Source organism: Bradyrhizobium sp. SZCCHNR1093, from assembly GCF_032381175.1.
Classification (GTDB): Bacteria; Pseudomonadota; Alphaproteobacteria; order Rhizobiales; family Xanthobacteraceae; genus Bradyrhizobium.
Window position 1 is genome coordinate 50,492 of the sequence record NZ_JAUHJJ010000003.1, and the last position, 15,568, is coordinate 66,059.

Genomic DNA, 15,568 nt, shown 5'->3' on the forward strand with positions numbered 1-15,568 from the left:
CGATTCGCCGTTGTTCGATTCGCCGTTATCGCCGCAGCCGGGAGGCCGACCACCGCGGTATCCTATACCAGATTGCGCCCCCGCAACCCGGCCCGACTTAAACTTTGGTTCGACAATTCAAGGCTTTCTCCGATCGTGGGCCGGGTTCCAACGGTGTCCTGCCGCCCGTGCTTTACCGCCGCACCTTGATCTATCTCATCACGGCAGGTGATTTCACCTCTAAGAGCTGCATGGAAGCAATGTTTGGAGAGACGGGATGACGTTCGCGACTGTGATGGTGAGCCTTGCGCTCAGTCAGCCGAATGAGGCCCGCCTTCAGGTCGCGGCCGACCTTGCGGCGCGCTTTGACGCGGGTGTCATCGGCGTGGCGGCTGCGGAATTCGCGCCGCCGCTCTACTTCACGACCGGCGAGCAGGCGCAGGATCTGATCGAGCAGGGCGAGGCCGCGCTGCGGAATCGACTGGCCGAGCTCGAACAGCAGTTCCGCACCGCCGTTGGTGACCGGGCTGCGTCGTTGAGCTGGCGCGGCGCGGTAGATTTTCCCGCGCGCCATGTGCTGGCGCAGGCCCGTGCCGCCGACATTCTCGTCACCGGCAGCGTGCCGCCCGGGATGTCCGATGCGTTCGCGGTCGCCAATCCCAAGGATCTCGTCATGCAGGCCGGGCGCCCGCTGCTCGTGGTGCCGGACAACGCCAGTTCGCTCGATCTTGGGACCGTGCTGGTGGCCTGGAAGGAGACATCGGAGGCGCGCCGGGCCCTGACCGATGCCCTGCCGCTGCTCGCCAAGGCGAGCGGCGTCGTGGTCGTCGAGATCCTGGAGAACACCTCGGAATATGACGCCTGCGCAGCGCGTCTTGCGGACGTGGTCGCATGGCTCGGCCGTCACAAGATCGTCGCATCGGCGCGCGTCGCGGAGCCGGGGCAGGGACGGAACGTTGTGGCCACGCTCGACGCCGTCGCCGCCGATCTTTCGGCAGGCCTCGTGGTGGCCGGCGCCTATGGCCATTCCCGGTTCCGCGAGCTCGTGCTCGGCGGGGTTACCGAGCATCTGATGACGCGCAGTGAGCGTTGCGTTCTGCTGTCGCACTGAAATTCGACCCGCTCCATCCGAGAACAGGATTGCCGCCTTGTACAGATTTCTCGAGGAAACCGCCGGCAACTACATGACGCGCAACGTCACGACCGTGAGCCGGGAGACGACGATCCGCGAGCTCGGCGAGATGTTCGACCGCGACGATTTCAACACCTACCCCGTCGTCGAGAACGACGAGGTGATCGGCATCGTCACCAAGTTCGACGTGCTGAAATGCTTTGCCTTCACGCCGAATCAGATGCTGCCGCGCTACAGCGACCTGATGAACCGGACGGTCGCCGACGTGATGACGTCCGAGTTCATCTACGTCAGGCCGGATACGAAGCTGACGCGCGTGCTGCAGCTGATGGTCGAGCATCGCATCCGCAGCCTTCCCGTGACCGATGCCGACAACCGCGTGGTCGGGATCGTCGCCCGCGAGGACATCGTGCGAGCGCTGGCGGCTGCCGCCAAGGATTGAGCGCGGCGCGCTGAGTCCGAAGCCTGCTACGAACGTCTAATGACGGCCGGCATGCATCGCTGCATGCCGGCCGTCGCCGTGTCTGCGACCGAAACCGCGTCGTCGTGCAACACTCCGCCTGTTTACCGGCGAACCGGTCGCAAAGTTGATTTCGATCAATTCCACGTGTGAACGATTGTGGTTGCTGGGCTCGTGTTCTTTCAGCGAGATTCCGCATGAGCGCGTCCTCATCCACAAAATCCATGACCATCGGCGAAAGTGGCTTGTCGCTCACTTTTGCCGTCACCGCCTTCCTGTGCGTCTTCGCTGCGGCGAAGGCACTGGATACGGCCTTCGCGTTCCACGCCTCGCTCGCGGCTGCCGCCAGCGCGGCGTCCGTCTTCTTCATCCTCAACCGCTACTTCGAGCGCGGCGAGCTGCCTCCACAGGAGATCAATGGTCGGCCGAACTACAATCTCGGTCCGATCAAGTTCGCCTCGTTCATGTCGATGTTCTGGGGCATCGCCGGCTTCACGGTCGGCCTCATCATCGCCTCGCAACTGGCCTGGCCCGCGCTGAACTTCGACCTGCCGTGGACCAGCTTCGGCCGCCTGCGGCCGCTGCATACCTCGGCGGTGATCTTCGCCTTCGGCGGCAACGTGCTGCTGGCGACGTCATTCTACGTCGTGCAGCGGACCTGCCGCGTGCGCCTCGCCGGCGATCTTGCGCCCTGGTTCGTGGTGATCGGCTACAACTTCTTCATCCTGATCGCGGGCACAGGCTATCTGCTCGGTGTCACCGAGGGCAAGGAGTACGCCGAGCCCGAATGGTACTCGGATCTTTGGCTGACGATCGTCTGGGTGGTCTACCTGCTGGTCTTCCTGACGACGATCATCAAGCGCAAGGAGCCGCACATCTTCGTGGCGAACTGGTTCTATCTTGCCTTCATCGTCACGATCGCGGTTCTGCACCTCGGCAACAACCCGGCGCTTCCGGTGTCGCTGTTCGGCTCCAAGTCCTACATCGCCTGGGGTGGCGTGCAGGATGCGATGTTCCAGTGGTGGTATGGCCACAACGCGGTCGGCTTCTTCCTGACCGCCGGCTTCCTCGCCATCATGTACTACTTCATCCCGAAGCGGGCGGAACGGCCGGTCTATTCCTACCGGCTGTCGATCATCCACTTCTGGGCGCTGATCTTCCTCTACATCTGGGCCGGCCCGCACCATCTGCATTATACGGCGCTGCCGGACTGGACGCAGACCCTGGGCATGACCTTCTCGATCATGCTGTGGATGCCCTCCTGGGGCGGCATGATCAACGGCCTGATGACCCTGTCGGGAGCGTGGGACAAGCTGCGGACGGACCCCGTGCTGCGCATGCTGGTCGTCTCGGTCGCCTTCTACGGCATGTCGACCTTCGAAGGTCCGATGATGTCGATCAAGGTGGTCAACTCGCTCAGCCATTACACCGACTGGACCATCGGTCACGTGCACTCCGGTGCGCTCGGCTGGGTCGGCTTCGTCTCCTTCGGCGCGCTGTACTGCCTGGTGCCGTGGATCTGGAACCGCAAGGGTCTCTATAGCCTCAAGCTCGTGAACTGGCACTTCTGGACGGCCACGCTGGGCATCGTGCTCTACATCTCCGCGATGTGGGTCTCGGGCATCCTGCAGGGTCTGATGTGGCGGTCCTACACGGCGCTCGGCTTCCTCGAATACTCGTTCATCGAGACCGTCGAGGCGATGCACCCCTTCTACATCATCCGTGCCGCCGGTGGCGCGCTGTTCCTGATCGGCTCACTCATCATGGCCTACAATCTCTGGATGACGGTCCGTGTCGGTGAGGAAGAAGTTCAGTCGCCCGTCGCCCTTCAGCCGGCGGAGTGAGGTATCAACCATGTCTTTCTGGCAACGACACCAAGTCTTCGAGAAAAACTCGATCATCCTGGTCATCGGCATCCTGCTGGTGATCGCGATCGGCGGCCTCGTCGAGATCACTCCGCTCTTCTACCTGAAGAGCACGATCGAGGCGGTCGACGGCGTGCGTCCCTATACGCCGCTCGAGCTGGCCGGCCGCAACATCTACGTCCGCGAGGGCTGCTATCTCTGCCATTCGCAGATGGTTCGTCCGCTGCGCGACGAAGTGGAACGCTACGGCCACTTCTCGCTCGCCGCGGAGAGCATGTACGACCATCCGTTCCAGTGGGGCTCCAAGCGTACGGGTCCTGACCTCGCCCGCGTCGGCAACAAGTACTCCGACGACTGGCATGTCACCCACCTGACCAACCCGCGCGCCATCGTCCCGCAATCGATCATGCCCGGCTATCCCTTCCTGAAGGAGACCGAGCTGAACGCCGACAACGTCGCCGATCACCTGAAGACGCTGCGGGCGGTGGGTGTGCCCTACACCGACGACCAGATCGCCAACGCCGCCACCGACCTCAAGGCGCAGGTCGATCCGGACGGTGCCGGTGCCGAGGCGCTCACCAAACGCTATCCGAAGGCGGTGGTGCGCAACTTCGACGGCAAGGCGGGTGCTCCGACCGAGATGGATGCGCTGGTTGCGTACCTGCAAATGCTCGGCACCTTGGTCGACTTCAAGATCTACAACGAAAAAGCCAATCTGCGCTGAGATCAGAGGCGAACATCATGAAGCCCATCATTGCAGTCGAAAACATCGCGTCGTCACTCGTGACGACGCTGTGGACCCCGATCTTCGTCGCGATCTTCATCGCGATCGTGACCTATGCCCTCTGGCCTCGCAACAAGGCCGCTTTCGACGAGGCGGCGAGCATGCCGTTGCGGGAGGATTAATTCATCATGGCTGACCATACCGAAGTCGACAGTGTCTCCGGCACCCCCACCACCGGCCACGCCTGGGACGGCATCAAGGAGCTCAACACCCCGCTGCCGCGGTGGTGGGTGATCACCTTCTACATCACCATCGTCTGGGCGATCGGCTACTGGATCGTGTATCCGGCCTGGCCGACCATCTCCAGCAACACTCAGGGCCTGTTCGGCTACTCGTCCCGTGCGGACGTGGCGGTCGAGCTTGCCAATCTCGAGAAGATCCGCGGCGCCAAGATGGCGGCGCTCGCGACCGCCTCGCTCGCCGACATCGAGAAGGATCCGGCGATGCTGGCCCTGGCGCGTGCCAAGGGCAAGACCGTGTTCGGCGACAATTGCGCCGCCTGCCACGGGACCGGCGCGGCCGGCGCCAAGGGCTTCCCGAACCTGAACGACGACGACTGGCTGTGGGGCGGCTCGCTGGAGCAGATCCAGCAGACCCTGCTGTACGGCGTGCGCTCGGGTCACCCGAAGACGCGTGAGGGCCAGATGCTCGCCTTCGGCAAGGACGGTGTCCTGAAGCCGGCGGAGATCGTCACGGTCGCCAACTACGTTCGGGAGCTGGCGGGCCTGCCGACCCGGCCGGGTTATGACGCCAAGGCCGGCGCCAAGGTCTTCGCCGAAAACTGCGCGGCCTGCCATGGCGACAACGCCAAGGGCAATCCGGACCTCGGGGCGCCGAACCTGACCGACAAGATCTGGCTCTACGGTTCCGACGAGGTGACCCTAATCGAGACCATCACCAACGGTCGCGCCGGTGTCATGCCGGCCTGGGAGGGCCGTCTCGACCCGACCACGATCAAGGCGATGGCCGTCTACGTCCACTCGCTGGGCGGAGGAAAGTAACGGAAATCCAACGGAACCTTTCCTTCAATTGAGCTGGATCAACTGCGCGGCCGGAGGTGGGAATACCTTCGGCCGCAACTGCGAGAAGATCCCCCAGCCATGACCCGCCAGCCATGAACCAGACGGTAAGACCGGACGACCTGAAGCCTCAGGACCTGCAGCCGGTGGACGATTACGGTCCGCTCTATGCCGCGCACAAGAAGGTCTATCCACAGAGCGTCTCAGGAACCTTCCGCCGGATCAAATGGGGCCTGATGGGCTTCTGTCTCGGTGTCTATTATTTCCTGCCGTTCGTGCGCTGGAATCGCGGCTTCGGCGCGCCCGACCAGGCGGTGCTGATCGACTTCCCGAACCACCGCTTCTATTTCTTCTTCATCGAGCTATGGCCGCAGGAGGTGTACTACTTCACCGGCCTCCTGATCATCGCCGCCATCGGCCTGTTCCTGATGAACGCGATCGGCGGCCGCATCTGGTGCGGCTATCTGTGCCCACAGACAGTGTGGACCGACCTGTTCTACGCGGTGGAGCGCCTGATCGAGGGCGACCGCCGGGAGCGCATGAAGAAGGATGCCTCCAACGACCCGATGAAACTGGAGCGGATCTCGGAGCTCGTGCTCAAGCATTCGATCTGGCTGATGATCGCGTGGTGGACCGGCGGCGCCTGGGTGCTGTATTTCAGCGATGCGCCGACGCTCGTGAAGGATCTCATCACCTTCCAGGGGCCGATGCTCGCCTATGTCTGGATCGCGATCCTGACCGCGACGACCTATACGCTCGCCGGCTTCATGCGCGAGCAGGTCTGCGTGTATATGTGCCCGTGGCCGCGCATCCAGGCGGCACTGACCGATGAATGGGCGCTCAACGTCACCTACCGCTACGACCGAGGCGAGAGCCGCATGTCGGTCAAGAAGGCCGCCGAATTGCGCGCGCTCGGCCAGCCGGCCGGCGACTGCATCGATTGCAAGCAATGCGTGGCGGTGTGCCCGACCGGCATCGACATCCGCGACGGCGCCCAGATGGACTGCATCCAGTGCGGCCTCTGTATCGACGCCTGCGATACCGTCATGACCAAGATCGGCCGCCCGACGCGGCTGATCGGCTATGACAACGACATCAACATCCATCGCCGGCAGGAAGGCAAGCCGCCGATCTACAAGCTCGTGCGCCCGCGGACCATCGTCTATGCCGCGATCATCGCCGCGGTCGGCGGTGCCATGGCCTACAAGCTCGCGACCCGGTCGCTGCTCGAGGTCAACGTGCTGCACGATCGCAATCCGATTGCGATCAAGCTATCCGACGGCTCGATCCGCAATGCCTATACGGTGCGCGTCCTCAATAAGCACGGCTTCGATCGCGTCATCGCCATCGACATCGAGGGTCCCGTCAATTCGACCGTTCACGTCGTCGGAGCCGACTCCGTCACGCCGGACCGACCGATGATCGTGGTCGGCCGCGACCAGACCGAGGAGCTGCGCCTCCTGGTGACCGCGCCCGAGGAGAGCAATCCTGCGAAGTCCATCCCGGTGAAGTTCCACGTGACGGATATCGGTCTTGGCGTCGTCGCCTCCGCCACCGACAATTTCGTCAGCCCGTAAGCAAGGAGCCTGTCAATGGCCAGCCGTTCCAATCCTTCTTTCCAGCTGACCGGAGGCATGGTGCTCGCGATGCTCCTTGCCTTCTTCGGGACCGTGATCGGCGTCAACGTCTACATGATGAAGATGGCGATCTCGACCTTGCCGGGCACCGAGGTCGACAGCGCCTACAGCGCCAGCCTCGGCTACGAAAAGGAGATCGCGGCGGCGCGCGCCCAGGAGGCGCGGCGCTGGCAGGTCGAGGCGCATATCGAGCGTGGCGCCGGAGGCGCCGCCATTCTGCAGGTCAACGCGCGCGACGCGAGCGGCAATCCCGTCTCGGGCCTGACCTTCCAGGGCCGGCTCGAGCGTCCCGCCGACAAGCGCGCGGATCAGGAGGTCGCGCTCGCCGAGGTCGGCATCGGCATCTATCGCGGCACGGCGGAGGCGATCGCGCCGGGCCAGTGGGACCTCGTGCTCGAAGGCGATTCCAGCGGCCGACGCCTGTTCATGTCGAAGAACCGCGTGCTGCTGAACTGAAGGGATTTCGATCATGCATGCGACGCGTGACTTCTCTCACTACGTCAAGGATCTCGGGGCAGGGCTGAAGCATATCGACCTCGCGGTCGAAGGCGTCAGCTGCGCCGGCTGCATGGCCAAGATCGAGCGCGGCCTCTCCGCGCTGCCCGACGTGACGCTGGCGCGCGTCAATCTCACCGACCGCCGCGTCGCGCTGGAATGGAAGCAGGGCACGCTCGATCCGGCCAAGTTCATCGATCGGCTCGCCGAGCTCGGCTACAAGGCCTATCCGTTCGAGAAGGCGAGTGCGGAAGCCACCGAGGCCGAGGAGTCGCGCTTCCTGCTGCGCTGTCTTGGCGTCGCGGCGTTCGCGACCATGAACGTGATGATGCTGTCGATCCCGGTCTGGTCCGGCAATGTCAGCGACATGCTGCCCGAGCAGCGCGACTTCTTCCACTGGTTGTCGGCCGTGATCGCGCTGCCGGCCGCGGCCTATGCCGGCCAGCCGTTCTTCCGCTCCGCCTGGCGTGCCTTGAAGACCGGTAACGTCAACATGGACGTGCCGATCTGCATCGGCGTGATCCTGGCCTTGGGCATGTCGATCGTCGAGACGTTTCATCACGCCGAGCACGCCTATTTCGACGCCGCGATCATGCTGCTGACCTTCCTGCTGGTCGGCCGCTATCTCGACCAGAACATGCGGCGGAAGACCCGCGCCGTCGCCGGCAATCTGGCCGCGCTGAAGGCGGAGACCGCGACCAAGTTCATCGGCCCCGACGAGATTTCGGAGGTGCCGGTCGCCGCCGTTCGCGCCGGCGATCTGGTGCTGCTGCGTCCCGGCGAGCGCTGCGCGGTCGACGGCGTGGTCGTCGAGGGCCGCTCCGAGATCGACCAGAGCCTGATCACCGGCGAGACGCTCTACGTGCCGGCCGAGCAGGGCACCGCGGTCTATGCGGGTTCGCTCAACATTTCCGGCACGCTGCGCGTCCGGGTCTCGGCCGCCGCCGAGGGCACCTTGCTCGCCGAGATCACGCGCCTGCTCGACAACGCGCTGCAGGCCCGCTCGCGCTACATGCGGCTGGCCGACCGCGCCTCGCGGCTGTATGCGCCGGTGGTGCATGCGACCGCAGCGCTCACCGTGCTCGGCTGGGTGCTGATGGGGGCGAGCTGGCACGACGCCATCGTCACCGGCATCGCCGTGCTGATCATCACCTGTCCCTGCGCCCTTGGGCTCGCGATTCCGACCGTGCAGACCGTGGCGTCGGGCGCGATGTTCAAGTCCGGCGTGCTGCTCAATGCGGGCGATGCGATCGAGCGCCTCGCCGAGGCCGATCACGTCATCTTCGACAAGACCGGCACCTTGACGCTGCCGGAGCTCGAGGTCGTCAACGCCGCCGACATTCCTGCAGACGTGTTCGCACTGGCCGGCCAGCTCGCACTGTCGAGCCATCATCCGGTGGCGGCGGCGGTGGCCCAGGCTGCCAATGCGCGTTCGCCGCTGATGGGCGCGGTCGAGGAGCCGGGGCAGGGTGTCCGCGCCGTCGTCGACGGCGTCGAAATCAGGCTGGGGCGTCCGGCCTTCTGCGGCGCAGAGGCGCTGGTTGCGCAGACCAGCAGCGTCGATCCCGAGGCTTCGGTGGTTGCCTTCAGCCGCGGCGATAGCAAGTACCTGTTCTCGGTGCGCCAGGGCCTGCGCCCTGACGCTGCCAAGATCGTCGCCGGCCTGCAGCGGCGCGGCATCAAGGTCGAGATCCTCTCGGGCGATCGCGAGGCGGCGGTGGCCTCCGCCGCCATGGCGCTCGGCATCAGCGAGTGGCGCGCCGGCGTGACGCCGGCCGACAAGATCGCGCGCATCGAGGAGCTGAAGCGGGCCGAGGTCAAGGTCATGATGGTCGGCGACGGCATGAACGATGCGCCGTCGCTCGCCGCCGCGCACGTTTCGATGTCGCCGATTTCGGCCGCGCATCTCAGCCAGGCCACCGCCGATCTCGTCTTTCTCGGTCGTCCCCTGGCGCCGGTGCTGGCTGCGATCGACTACGCGCGCAAGGCGCTGCATCTGATGCGGCAGAATCTGTGGCTCGCGGTCGGCTATAACGTCCTGGCGGTGCCGCTTGCGATCAGCGGCGTCGTCACCCCGCTGATCGCGGCAGCCGCGATGTCCGGCTCATCGATCATCGTCATGCTGAATGCGCTGCGTGCCCGCAAGGTGGCTGGGGAGGCCGTGTCATGGAAGTGATGATCATTCTCGTTCCGCTCGCTTTGGCGCTCGGCCTTGCCGGTCTGGTCGGCTTTCTCTGGTCGCTGAAGAGCGGCCAGTACGACGATCTCGAAGGGGCGGCTTGGCGCGCGATCGCCGACGACGATGAGCAGGCCCCGCCGGCTCAATCCGAGCCCGCGCCGAGCCGGTCCTGAACGCCCGGCAGCGTCAACCAACGCGCCAGACATCCCGCGACCGCGAGCGCGGCGACGATGCCTGCTCGGCGCACTTGCTGGCATATTCGATGGTCTCGCCCTGCTGAACGAGGATCAGCGTCGCTATCGATAGGCAGGCGCTATCATCGCGATTGGACAACGGCATTTCTCAAGCAGCGCAGGCCGCGCGTGCAATGCGAACGCCCGATGACGGGCGACGGCATTCATGAGGACGAGAGCCACGACCCGCCCGTGCAACATCCTGGAGCGCAGGCCCTGGTCGGGCGAGCACGATCCGCTCTCCGGCGAGGTGTTACGCGATTCGTCGGTGACGCTCGCAGCGGCTGCGGAGTAGAGGGGCCGATGCGCTGAGTCGATCCGATTAGTGCGGCATCTCGGCATTCCGATACCGCTCGGATCAACTCAGTTTAAGGGATTAGTCGCCATTCGTTCTTAATCATTATGGCGCGGCGGCGTCGCCGCGATCCTTGTTTGCCGACCGTGCGAAGACGTCGCCGGAGGGCCGCTGCGCAAGCGCGTATCGGCCGATGCGAGCGTGACCGGCCGGGCAGCGGTATTTGATTGGGATTGGCCAATGTCCGAACGCGCGGTGCTGCAGAATGAGACGGTTGAGCCGGAGACCGGTGCGGTCAGCCTCAAATGGAAAATTCTCGCCGGCAATCTGCTGACCGGCTTCTTCGCGATGGCCTTCGCCTTTGCGCTCGCATGGAGCGGGTGGGGCGACTTGCGCAAGCGCGAGCAGGCGGCACGGGTTCTGGACGCCTTCGAGCTGGCACTGAAGGTCAATGCGCAGATCCCGCTCGAGCGCGGCCAGTGGAATCTGCTCGCGGCGGCCGGGTCCGCCTCGGCGGATGATGTCGCCAAGCTCGACAAGGCCATCGCCACGACGGACGAGTCGCTGGTCCAGGCCAAGACCGCCGCGCAAGTAGCGGGACTGCCGACCACCAATCTCGATGCCGCAGCGACGACATTGCGCGGCGTCCGTTCCGCGGCGCGCAGCGCGGCACCGCTTCCGGCCGCGCAGCGTCCGGCGAACATCCAGGCGACGACCACGGATGGCCTCGGTCGCGCGGCCGAGTCTCTGAATGCCGCCATCGACGAGTCCGCGATCGAGCTGTCGCGGGCCGGCGGCGAGATCGAGAACCTGTTGCCGTCGGCCCAGCTTGCGCAATTGGCGCAATCGATGCGCACGATCAACGGCGCGCGCTCCGCCGTGTTGCGCTTCTTCATCCAGAACACCAGCTGGACCCCGGCGCGTCTTGCCGAGGTGACCGAGCAGAGCGGCCAGGTGACGTTGCTGTGGCAGCAGATCGAGCTTGCGGCGCGCAGCGTTCGCAATACGCCGGAAGTGTCCGCAGCGCTCGAGCACGTTCGCACGACCCTGATGGGCGCGGGCGAACAGCGCTACCGTCAGATCGTCACCGCGGGGCGCGACGGACAGCCGTCGCCGGTCACGGCGGAGGAGTGGGGCCGCTGGACGACGCCGATGCTGAACAACGTCATCGTGCTGCGCGATGCGGCGCTCAAGTCCGCGCATCAGGCTATCGATCAGGCCATTGGCGCGGCGCGGCTGCGGCTGTTCATCGCGCTCGGCGTTCTGCTGCTGGTGGCGATCGTGTCAGTCGCCGTGGTCATCGGCATCGTCCGTGGCGTCGTCGGCCCGCTGGTCGGACTGACCGGCGTGACCCTGCGGCTCGCCAATGGCGAGCTGAGCGCCGACATTCCGAACGAGTCCCGCAAGGACGAGATCGGCGCGATGGCGCGCGCCCTGAAGATCTTCAAGGACGCGCTGATCGCCAAAAAGGCCTCGGACGAGGCCGCGCAGCGCGACGCGCAGGCGCAGATCGATCGGGCCCGGCGGCTGGATGCGCTGACGCGCAACTTCGAGTCGACGATCGCCGACATCGTCAACACCGTGTCGTCGGCGGCCTCGGGCCTCGAAACGTCGGCGGATATGCTGACAAACACCGCCAACCGCTCGCAAGAGCTCAGCACGGTGGTGGCGGCTGCGTCGGAGGAAGCTTCCGCCAACGTTCAGTCGGTCGCCTCCGCCACCGAGGAGCTCTCCTCGTCGGTGACCGAGATCAGCCGTCAGGTCCAGGCGTCGGCGCGCATGGCCGGCGACGCCGTGCAGCAGGTGCGCCAGACCAATGGGCGCGTCGCAGAATTGTCGCAGGCCGCAGCCCGCATCGGCGACGTCGTCGAGCTCATCAACAGCATTGCCGGACAGACCAATCTCCTCGCACTCAACGCCACCATCGAGGCGGCGCGCGCGGGCGACGCCGGGCGCGGTTTCGCGGTGGTCGCGACCGAGGTCAAGGCGCTGGCCGAGCAGACGGCGAAGGCGACCGAGGAGATCTCGCAGCAGATCTCAGGCGTGCAGGCCGCGACGCAGGAATCGGTGAATTCGATCCAGGCGATCAGCTCGACGATCGAGCGGCTTGCCGAGATCGGCGCGGCCATTGCGGCGGCGGTCGAAGAGCAGGGGGCTGCGACGCAGGAAATCTCCCGCAACGTGCAGCAGGCCGCCCACGGCACCCAGCAGGTCTCGTCCAACATCACGGACGTGCAGCGCGGCGCCTCGCAGACCGGCTCGGCCTCCGCCGAGGTGCTGTCATCGGCCAAGTCGCTCGCCGGAGATTCCAACCGGCTCAAGCGCGAGGTCGGCAGCTTCCTGGAAGCGGTCCGCGCAGCGTAAGAAGCCCGCCTTTCAAGCGCACAAGAAAAAGCCCGGACGACGTCCGGGCTTTTGTTGTTTGACCGTAGCCCGGATGAGCGAAGCGATATCCGGGGCCTGTTCGACAGGACGAGATGAACCTGGATGTCGCTTCGCTCATCCGGGCTACGGGAGCGGGCTACGACGCCAGCATCTTCCGGTACAGCGCGTTGTAGCAGGCGGCCGACAGGTTCCAGCTGAAGGAGCGTGCCATCGCTGACAGCCGCATCTCGTTCAGCCGTTCGGTGCTGGTGAACGCCGAAAACGCGCGCTTCACCCCGCCGAGGAAGGATTCCGCCGACGGCTTCTCGAACAGGAATCCGGTCTCGCCATCGGTGATGGTCTCGGCGAGGCCGCCGGTCTGGTGGCCGATCGGCAGCGAGCCGAAGCGCTGGGCATACATCTGGCTCAGGCCGCAGGGCTCGAAGCGCGACGGCATCAGGGTGAAGTCGCTGCCGGCGAAGATGCGCCGCGCCTGCGCATCGTTGAAGCCAATGGCGACCCCGATCGCGTCCGGCCGGCGGCGGTGAGCCTCCAACAGCGCGCGCTCGATGGCGGGCTCGCCGGTGCCGGTGACCACGATCTGGCCGCCGGCGCCGACGATCTCGTCGGCGGCTTCCAGCACCAAGTCGATGCCCTTCTGATGGACGAGGCGCGCGACGATGCCGAACATCGGACCGCGCGACACGGCGAGGCCGAACTGTTTGCGGACGTAGTCGGCGTTGGCCTTCTTGCCCTTCCAGTCGCCGGCGGCGAAGGGCTGCGCCAGCTGCTGGCAGTAACGGGGATCCCAGCTCTCGTCGATGCCGTTGAGAATGCCGGTCAGCTCATGGGCATTGGAGCGCTGCCGGAGCAGGCCCTCCAGCCCGCAGCCGAGCTCGGGCGTCGTGATCTCCTGCGCATAGGTCGAGCTGACCGTGGTGAGATGCGACGCATAGACCAGGCCGCCCTTGAGAAAGGACAGCTTGTCGTAGAACTCCAGACCGTCGATGTGGAACGAGGATTCGGGGGCGCCGATCCGGCGCAGCGACTCGCGCGGGAACAGGCCCTGATAGGCGAGGTTGTGGATGGTCAGGATCGAGGGAACCTCGACCCCGCGCCATGCCAGATAGGCCGGCACCAATGCGGCCTGCCAATCGTTGGCGTGCACGAGATCAGCTGCCCAGTTCTCATCCAGCGTGCCCGCCGCCAGCTCGGCGGCGGCGGCGGCGAGACGGCCGAAGCGGATGTCGTTGTCCGCCCAGTCCTGCCCGTTCTCGTCGCCGTAAGGATTGCCCGGACGGTCATAGAGCTCGTCGCAGAGCAGGACGTAGACCGGCAGGCCGTCGCGGGTCGAAGACCGTCCCAGCGCGCAGGCTGGCATCTCTGCCAGAGGAGCGCATTGGCCGACGATCTCGATGTGAGTGAGTTGCTCGATCACGTCCCGGTAGCCGGGCAGCATGATCCTGACGTCGGTGTGTGAGCGTAGTGCCCGGGGAAGTGCCGCCGAAACGGCAGCCAGTCCGCCCACCCGGACGAAATCGTCCATTTCGGTCGTAACGAACAGAACCCGCAAGAGATGTCCTCGATCAAGCCCCATGTTCGTCCTATGCAAGAAAAGGTCCAAATTCAGTCGTGAAGAAAAGCGTCGCCCCACCGCGGCGGAAGGCCAAACGCTTTCGACATCGAATGGTTCGAACTAGACTCCCCGCGCACCGCATCCGATGGCTTACGCTTCGTGAATCGGCGAAGAGGAAGTGGATCATGCCGGCATCGGCGTGCGGAAAAGAGAACTCCACCAGGGAGCTGCGCTCGTGAGTCTAGTTGGAAACGATGAGAGCCGTTTGACAGGATGCTTCGCGGGGCTGCGCGTCCTGGATTTTTCGACCACGATCGCCGGCCCGCATTGTGCACGCATGCTTGCAGACATGGGTGCGGAGGTGATCAAGATCGAGTCAGCTGAAGGTGAAACGATGCGCATCCGGCCTCCGATGCGCGGCGGCTGCTCCACCGCCTTCGGTCAGCTCAACGTCGGCAAGAAGAGTGTCGTGCTCGATCTGAAATCGCGCGATGGCGGCGACGCGGTGCGTCGGCTCGTCACAGGTGCCGACATCCTGGTCGAGAATTTCCGCCCCGGCGTGATGCAGCGGCTCGGGCTCGACGATGCGACCTTGCGCAAATTGAACCCGCGGCTGATCTACTGTTCGATCTCCGGCTACGGCCAGACCGGCCCCTCGGCGGAACTCCCGGCCTATGCGCCGGTGATCCACGCGGCCTCGGGCTATGACATGGCGCATCTCGCCTACCAGCCCGGGCGCAGCCGGCCTGACTATTGCGGCATCTATCACGCCGACGTGGTGACGGGGACCTATGCCTTCGGCGCCATCGCCTCCGCCCTGTATCAGCGCGAGCGCACCGGCCGCGGCCAGCACATCGACTGCTCGATGCTGGAATCGATGCTGAGCCTGACCTTGAACGAGATCCAATGGTCGCAATTTCCCGTCGCGCAGCCGTCGCGGCCGACCTTTGGCCCGGCGGAGTGTCGCGACGGCTTCGTGATGATCGCCATCGCCAGCGAGAAGACGTTCCAGAACCTGATGACGGTGATCGGACATCCGGACTGGGTCGATGATCCCAGATTCGCAAAATATTCCGACCGGCGGGCAAACTGGGGCGCGCTGATGGATGGCGTCGAGGCTTGGTCGCGCCGGCTCAACGTCGCCCAATGCCTGGAGGCATTGAACGCGGGCGGCGTGCCCAGCTCGGCCTACCGCAGCGTGGCCGATGCGCTGGCTGATCCGCAGATCGCGCATCGTGGCGCGCTGGCCGACGTGGAGGATGCCGCCGGGACCTTCAAGGTCGTCAACCTGCCGTTCCGGATGTCGGAGGCAAAGGTTGCGGCGGGCCCGCGGGCTGCAAGCCTCGGAGAGCACACCGTGGAAATCCTGCGGGGGGCTGGCGTAAGCGACGCTGCAAAACCTTGAGCTCGTGAGCCAAACCGCTGCAGGGCTGCCATGACCGCACATGCTGCGCGCAGCCTTGCCGCTCCACGTGTTTCCAGCCAATGTCGCGATATCGCAAGAACAGTCCGGACCAGCCGGACGCGCTCATGCCGGGAGGAGGTCCAAG

Annotated in this window: 14 protein-coding genes; 13 read left to right on the forward strand and 1 reads right to left on the reverse strand. The window is 65.3% G+C overall.

Going from position 1 to position 15,568, the window contains the following annotated elements; all coding sequences use genetic code 11:
• Positions 1 to 256: 256 nt before the first annotated feature.
• The 12 genes from QX070_RS11345 (at position 257) to QX070_RS11400 (ending at position 12,442) form a co-directional block, all read left to right on the forward strand.
• Positions 257 to 1,090, forward strand: coding sequence for a universal stress protein (locus QX070_RS11345; RefSeq protein ID WP_315737146.1), 834 nt, complete (start codon positions 257 to 259; stop codon positions 1,088 to 1,090).
• A gap of 37 nt (positions 1,091 to 1,127) precedes the next feature.
• Positions 1,128 to 1,553 (forward strand): HPP family protein, encoded by a 426-nt coding sequence (locus tag QX070_RS11350; RefSeq protein ID WP_315737147.1) that lies wholly within the window; start codon positions 1,128 to 1,130, stop codon positions 1,551 to 1,553.
• A 215-nt stretch (positions 1,554 to 1,768) separates the two neighbouring features.
• Entirely contained in the window at positions 1,769 to 3,415 is a 1,647-nt protein-coding gene (gene ccoN, locus QX070_RS11355) for a cytochrome-c oxidase, cbb3-type subunit I (RefSeq protein ID WP_315737148.1), read from the forward strand.
• A gap of 10 nt (positions 3,416 to 3,425) precedes the next feature.
• Positions 3,426 to 4,160 (forward strand): cytochrome-c oxidase, cbb3-type subunit II, encoded by a 735-nt coding sequence (gene ccoO, locus QX070_RS11360; RefSeq protein ID WP_315737149.1) that lies wholly within the window; start codon positions 3,426 to 3,428, stop codon positions 4,158 to 4,160.
• A 17-nt stretch (positions 4,161 to 4,177) separates the two neighbouring features.
• On the forward strand, positions 4,178 to 4,342 hold the full coding sequence (locus tag QX070_RS11365; RefSeq protein ID WP_315715702.1) for a cbb3-type cytochrome c oxidase subunit 3: 165 nt from the start codon (positions 4,178 to 4,180) through the stop codon (positions 4,340 to 4,342).
• Positions 4,343 to 4,348: 6 nt separating this feature from the next.
• Complete coding sequence (gene ccoP / locus QX070_RS11370; protein ID WP_315737150.1) at positions 4,349 to 5,221, forward strand: cytochrome-c oxidase, cbb3-type subunit III; 873 nt, start codon at positions 4,349 to 4,351, stop codon at positions 5,219 to 5,221.
• A 113-nt stretch (positions 5,222 to 5,334) separates the two neighbouring features.
• Positions 5,335 to 6,816 carry a cytochrome c oxidase accessory protein CcoG gene (ccoG, locus tag QX070_RS11375; RefSeq protein ID WP_315737151.1) on the forward strand — a complete coding sequence of 494 codons (1,482 nt, stop codon included), beginning with the start codon at positions 5,335 to 5,337 and terminating at the stop codon, positions 6,814 to 6,816.
• Positions 6,817 to 6,831: 15 nt separating this feature from the next.
• On the forward strand, positions 6,832 to 7,332 hold the full coding sequence (locus tag QX070_RS11380; protein ID WP_315737152.1) for a FixH family protein: 501 nt from the start codon (positions 6,832 to 6,834) through the stop codon (positions 7,330 to 7,332).
• Between the two features lie 13 nt (positions 7,333 to 7,345).
• Positions 7,346 to 9,547, forward strand: a complete 2,202-nt coding sequence (locus QX070_RS11385) for a cation-translocating P-type ATPase (RefSeq protein WP_315737153.1) — start codon at positions 7,346 to 7,348, stop codon at positions 9,545 to 9,547.
• On the forward strand, positions 9,538 to 9,723 hold the full coding sequence (ccoS, locus tag QX070_RS11390) for a cbb3-type cytochrome oxidase assembly protein CcoS (protein ID WP_315737154.1): 186 nt from the start codon (positions 9,538 to 9,540) through the stop codon (positions 9,721 to 9,723). Before QX070_RS11385 ends, ccoS begins: the two co-directional genes overlap by 10 nt.
• A 226-nt stretch (positions 9,724 to 9,949) precedes the next feature.
• Positions 9,950 to 10,078 carry a hypothetical protein gene (locus QX070_RS11395; RefSeq protein WP_315737155.1) on the forward strand — a complete coding sequence of 43 codons (129 nt, stop codon included), beginning with the start codon at positions 9,950 to 9,952 and terminating at the stop codon, positions 10,076 to 10,078.
• A gap of 240 nt (positions 10,079 to 10,318) precedes the next feature.
• Positions 10,319 to 12,442, forward strand: coding sequence for a HAMP domain-containing methyl-accepting chemotaxis protein (locus QX070_RS11400; RefSeq protein WP_315737156.1), 2,124 nt, complete (start codon positions 10,319 to 10,321; stop codon positions 12,440 to 12,442).
• 157 nt (positions 12,443 to 12,599) lie between these two features.
• On the opposite strand, the gene glgA is transcribed toward QX070_RS11400, so the two are convergent.
• Positions 12,600 to 14,015 (reverse strand): glycogen synthase GlgA, encoded by a 1,416-nt coding sequence (gene glgA / locus QX070_RS11405; protein ID WP_315737157.1) that lies wholly within the window; start codon positions 14,013 to 14,015, stop codon positions 12,600 to 12,602.
• 340 nt (positions 14,016 to 14,355) lie between these two features.
• On the opposite strand from glgA, the gene QX070_RS11410 reads away from it, so the two are divergent.
• Complete coding sequence (locus QX070_RS11410; RefSeq protein ID WP_409998093.1) at positions 14,356 to 15,423, forward strand: CaiB/BaiF CoA transferase family protein; 1,068 nt, start codon at positions 14,356 to 14,358, stop codon at positions 15,421 to 15,423.
• Positions 15,424 to 15,568: the final 145 nt, after the last annotated feature.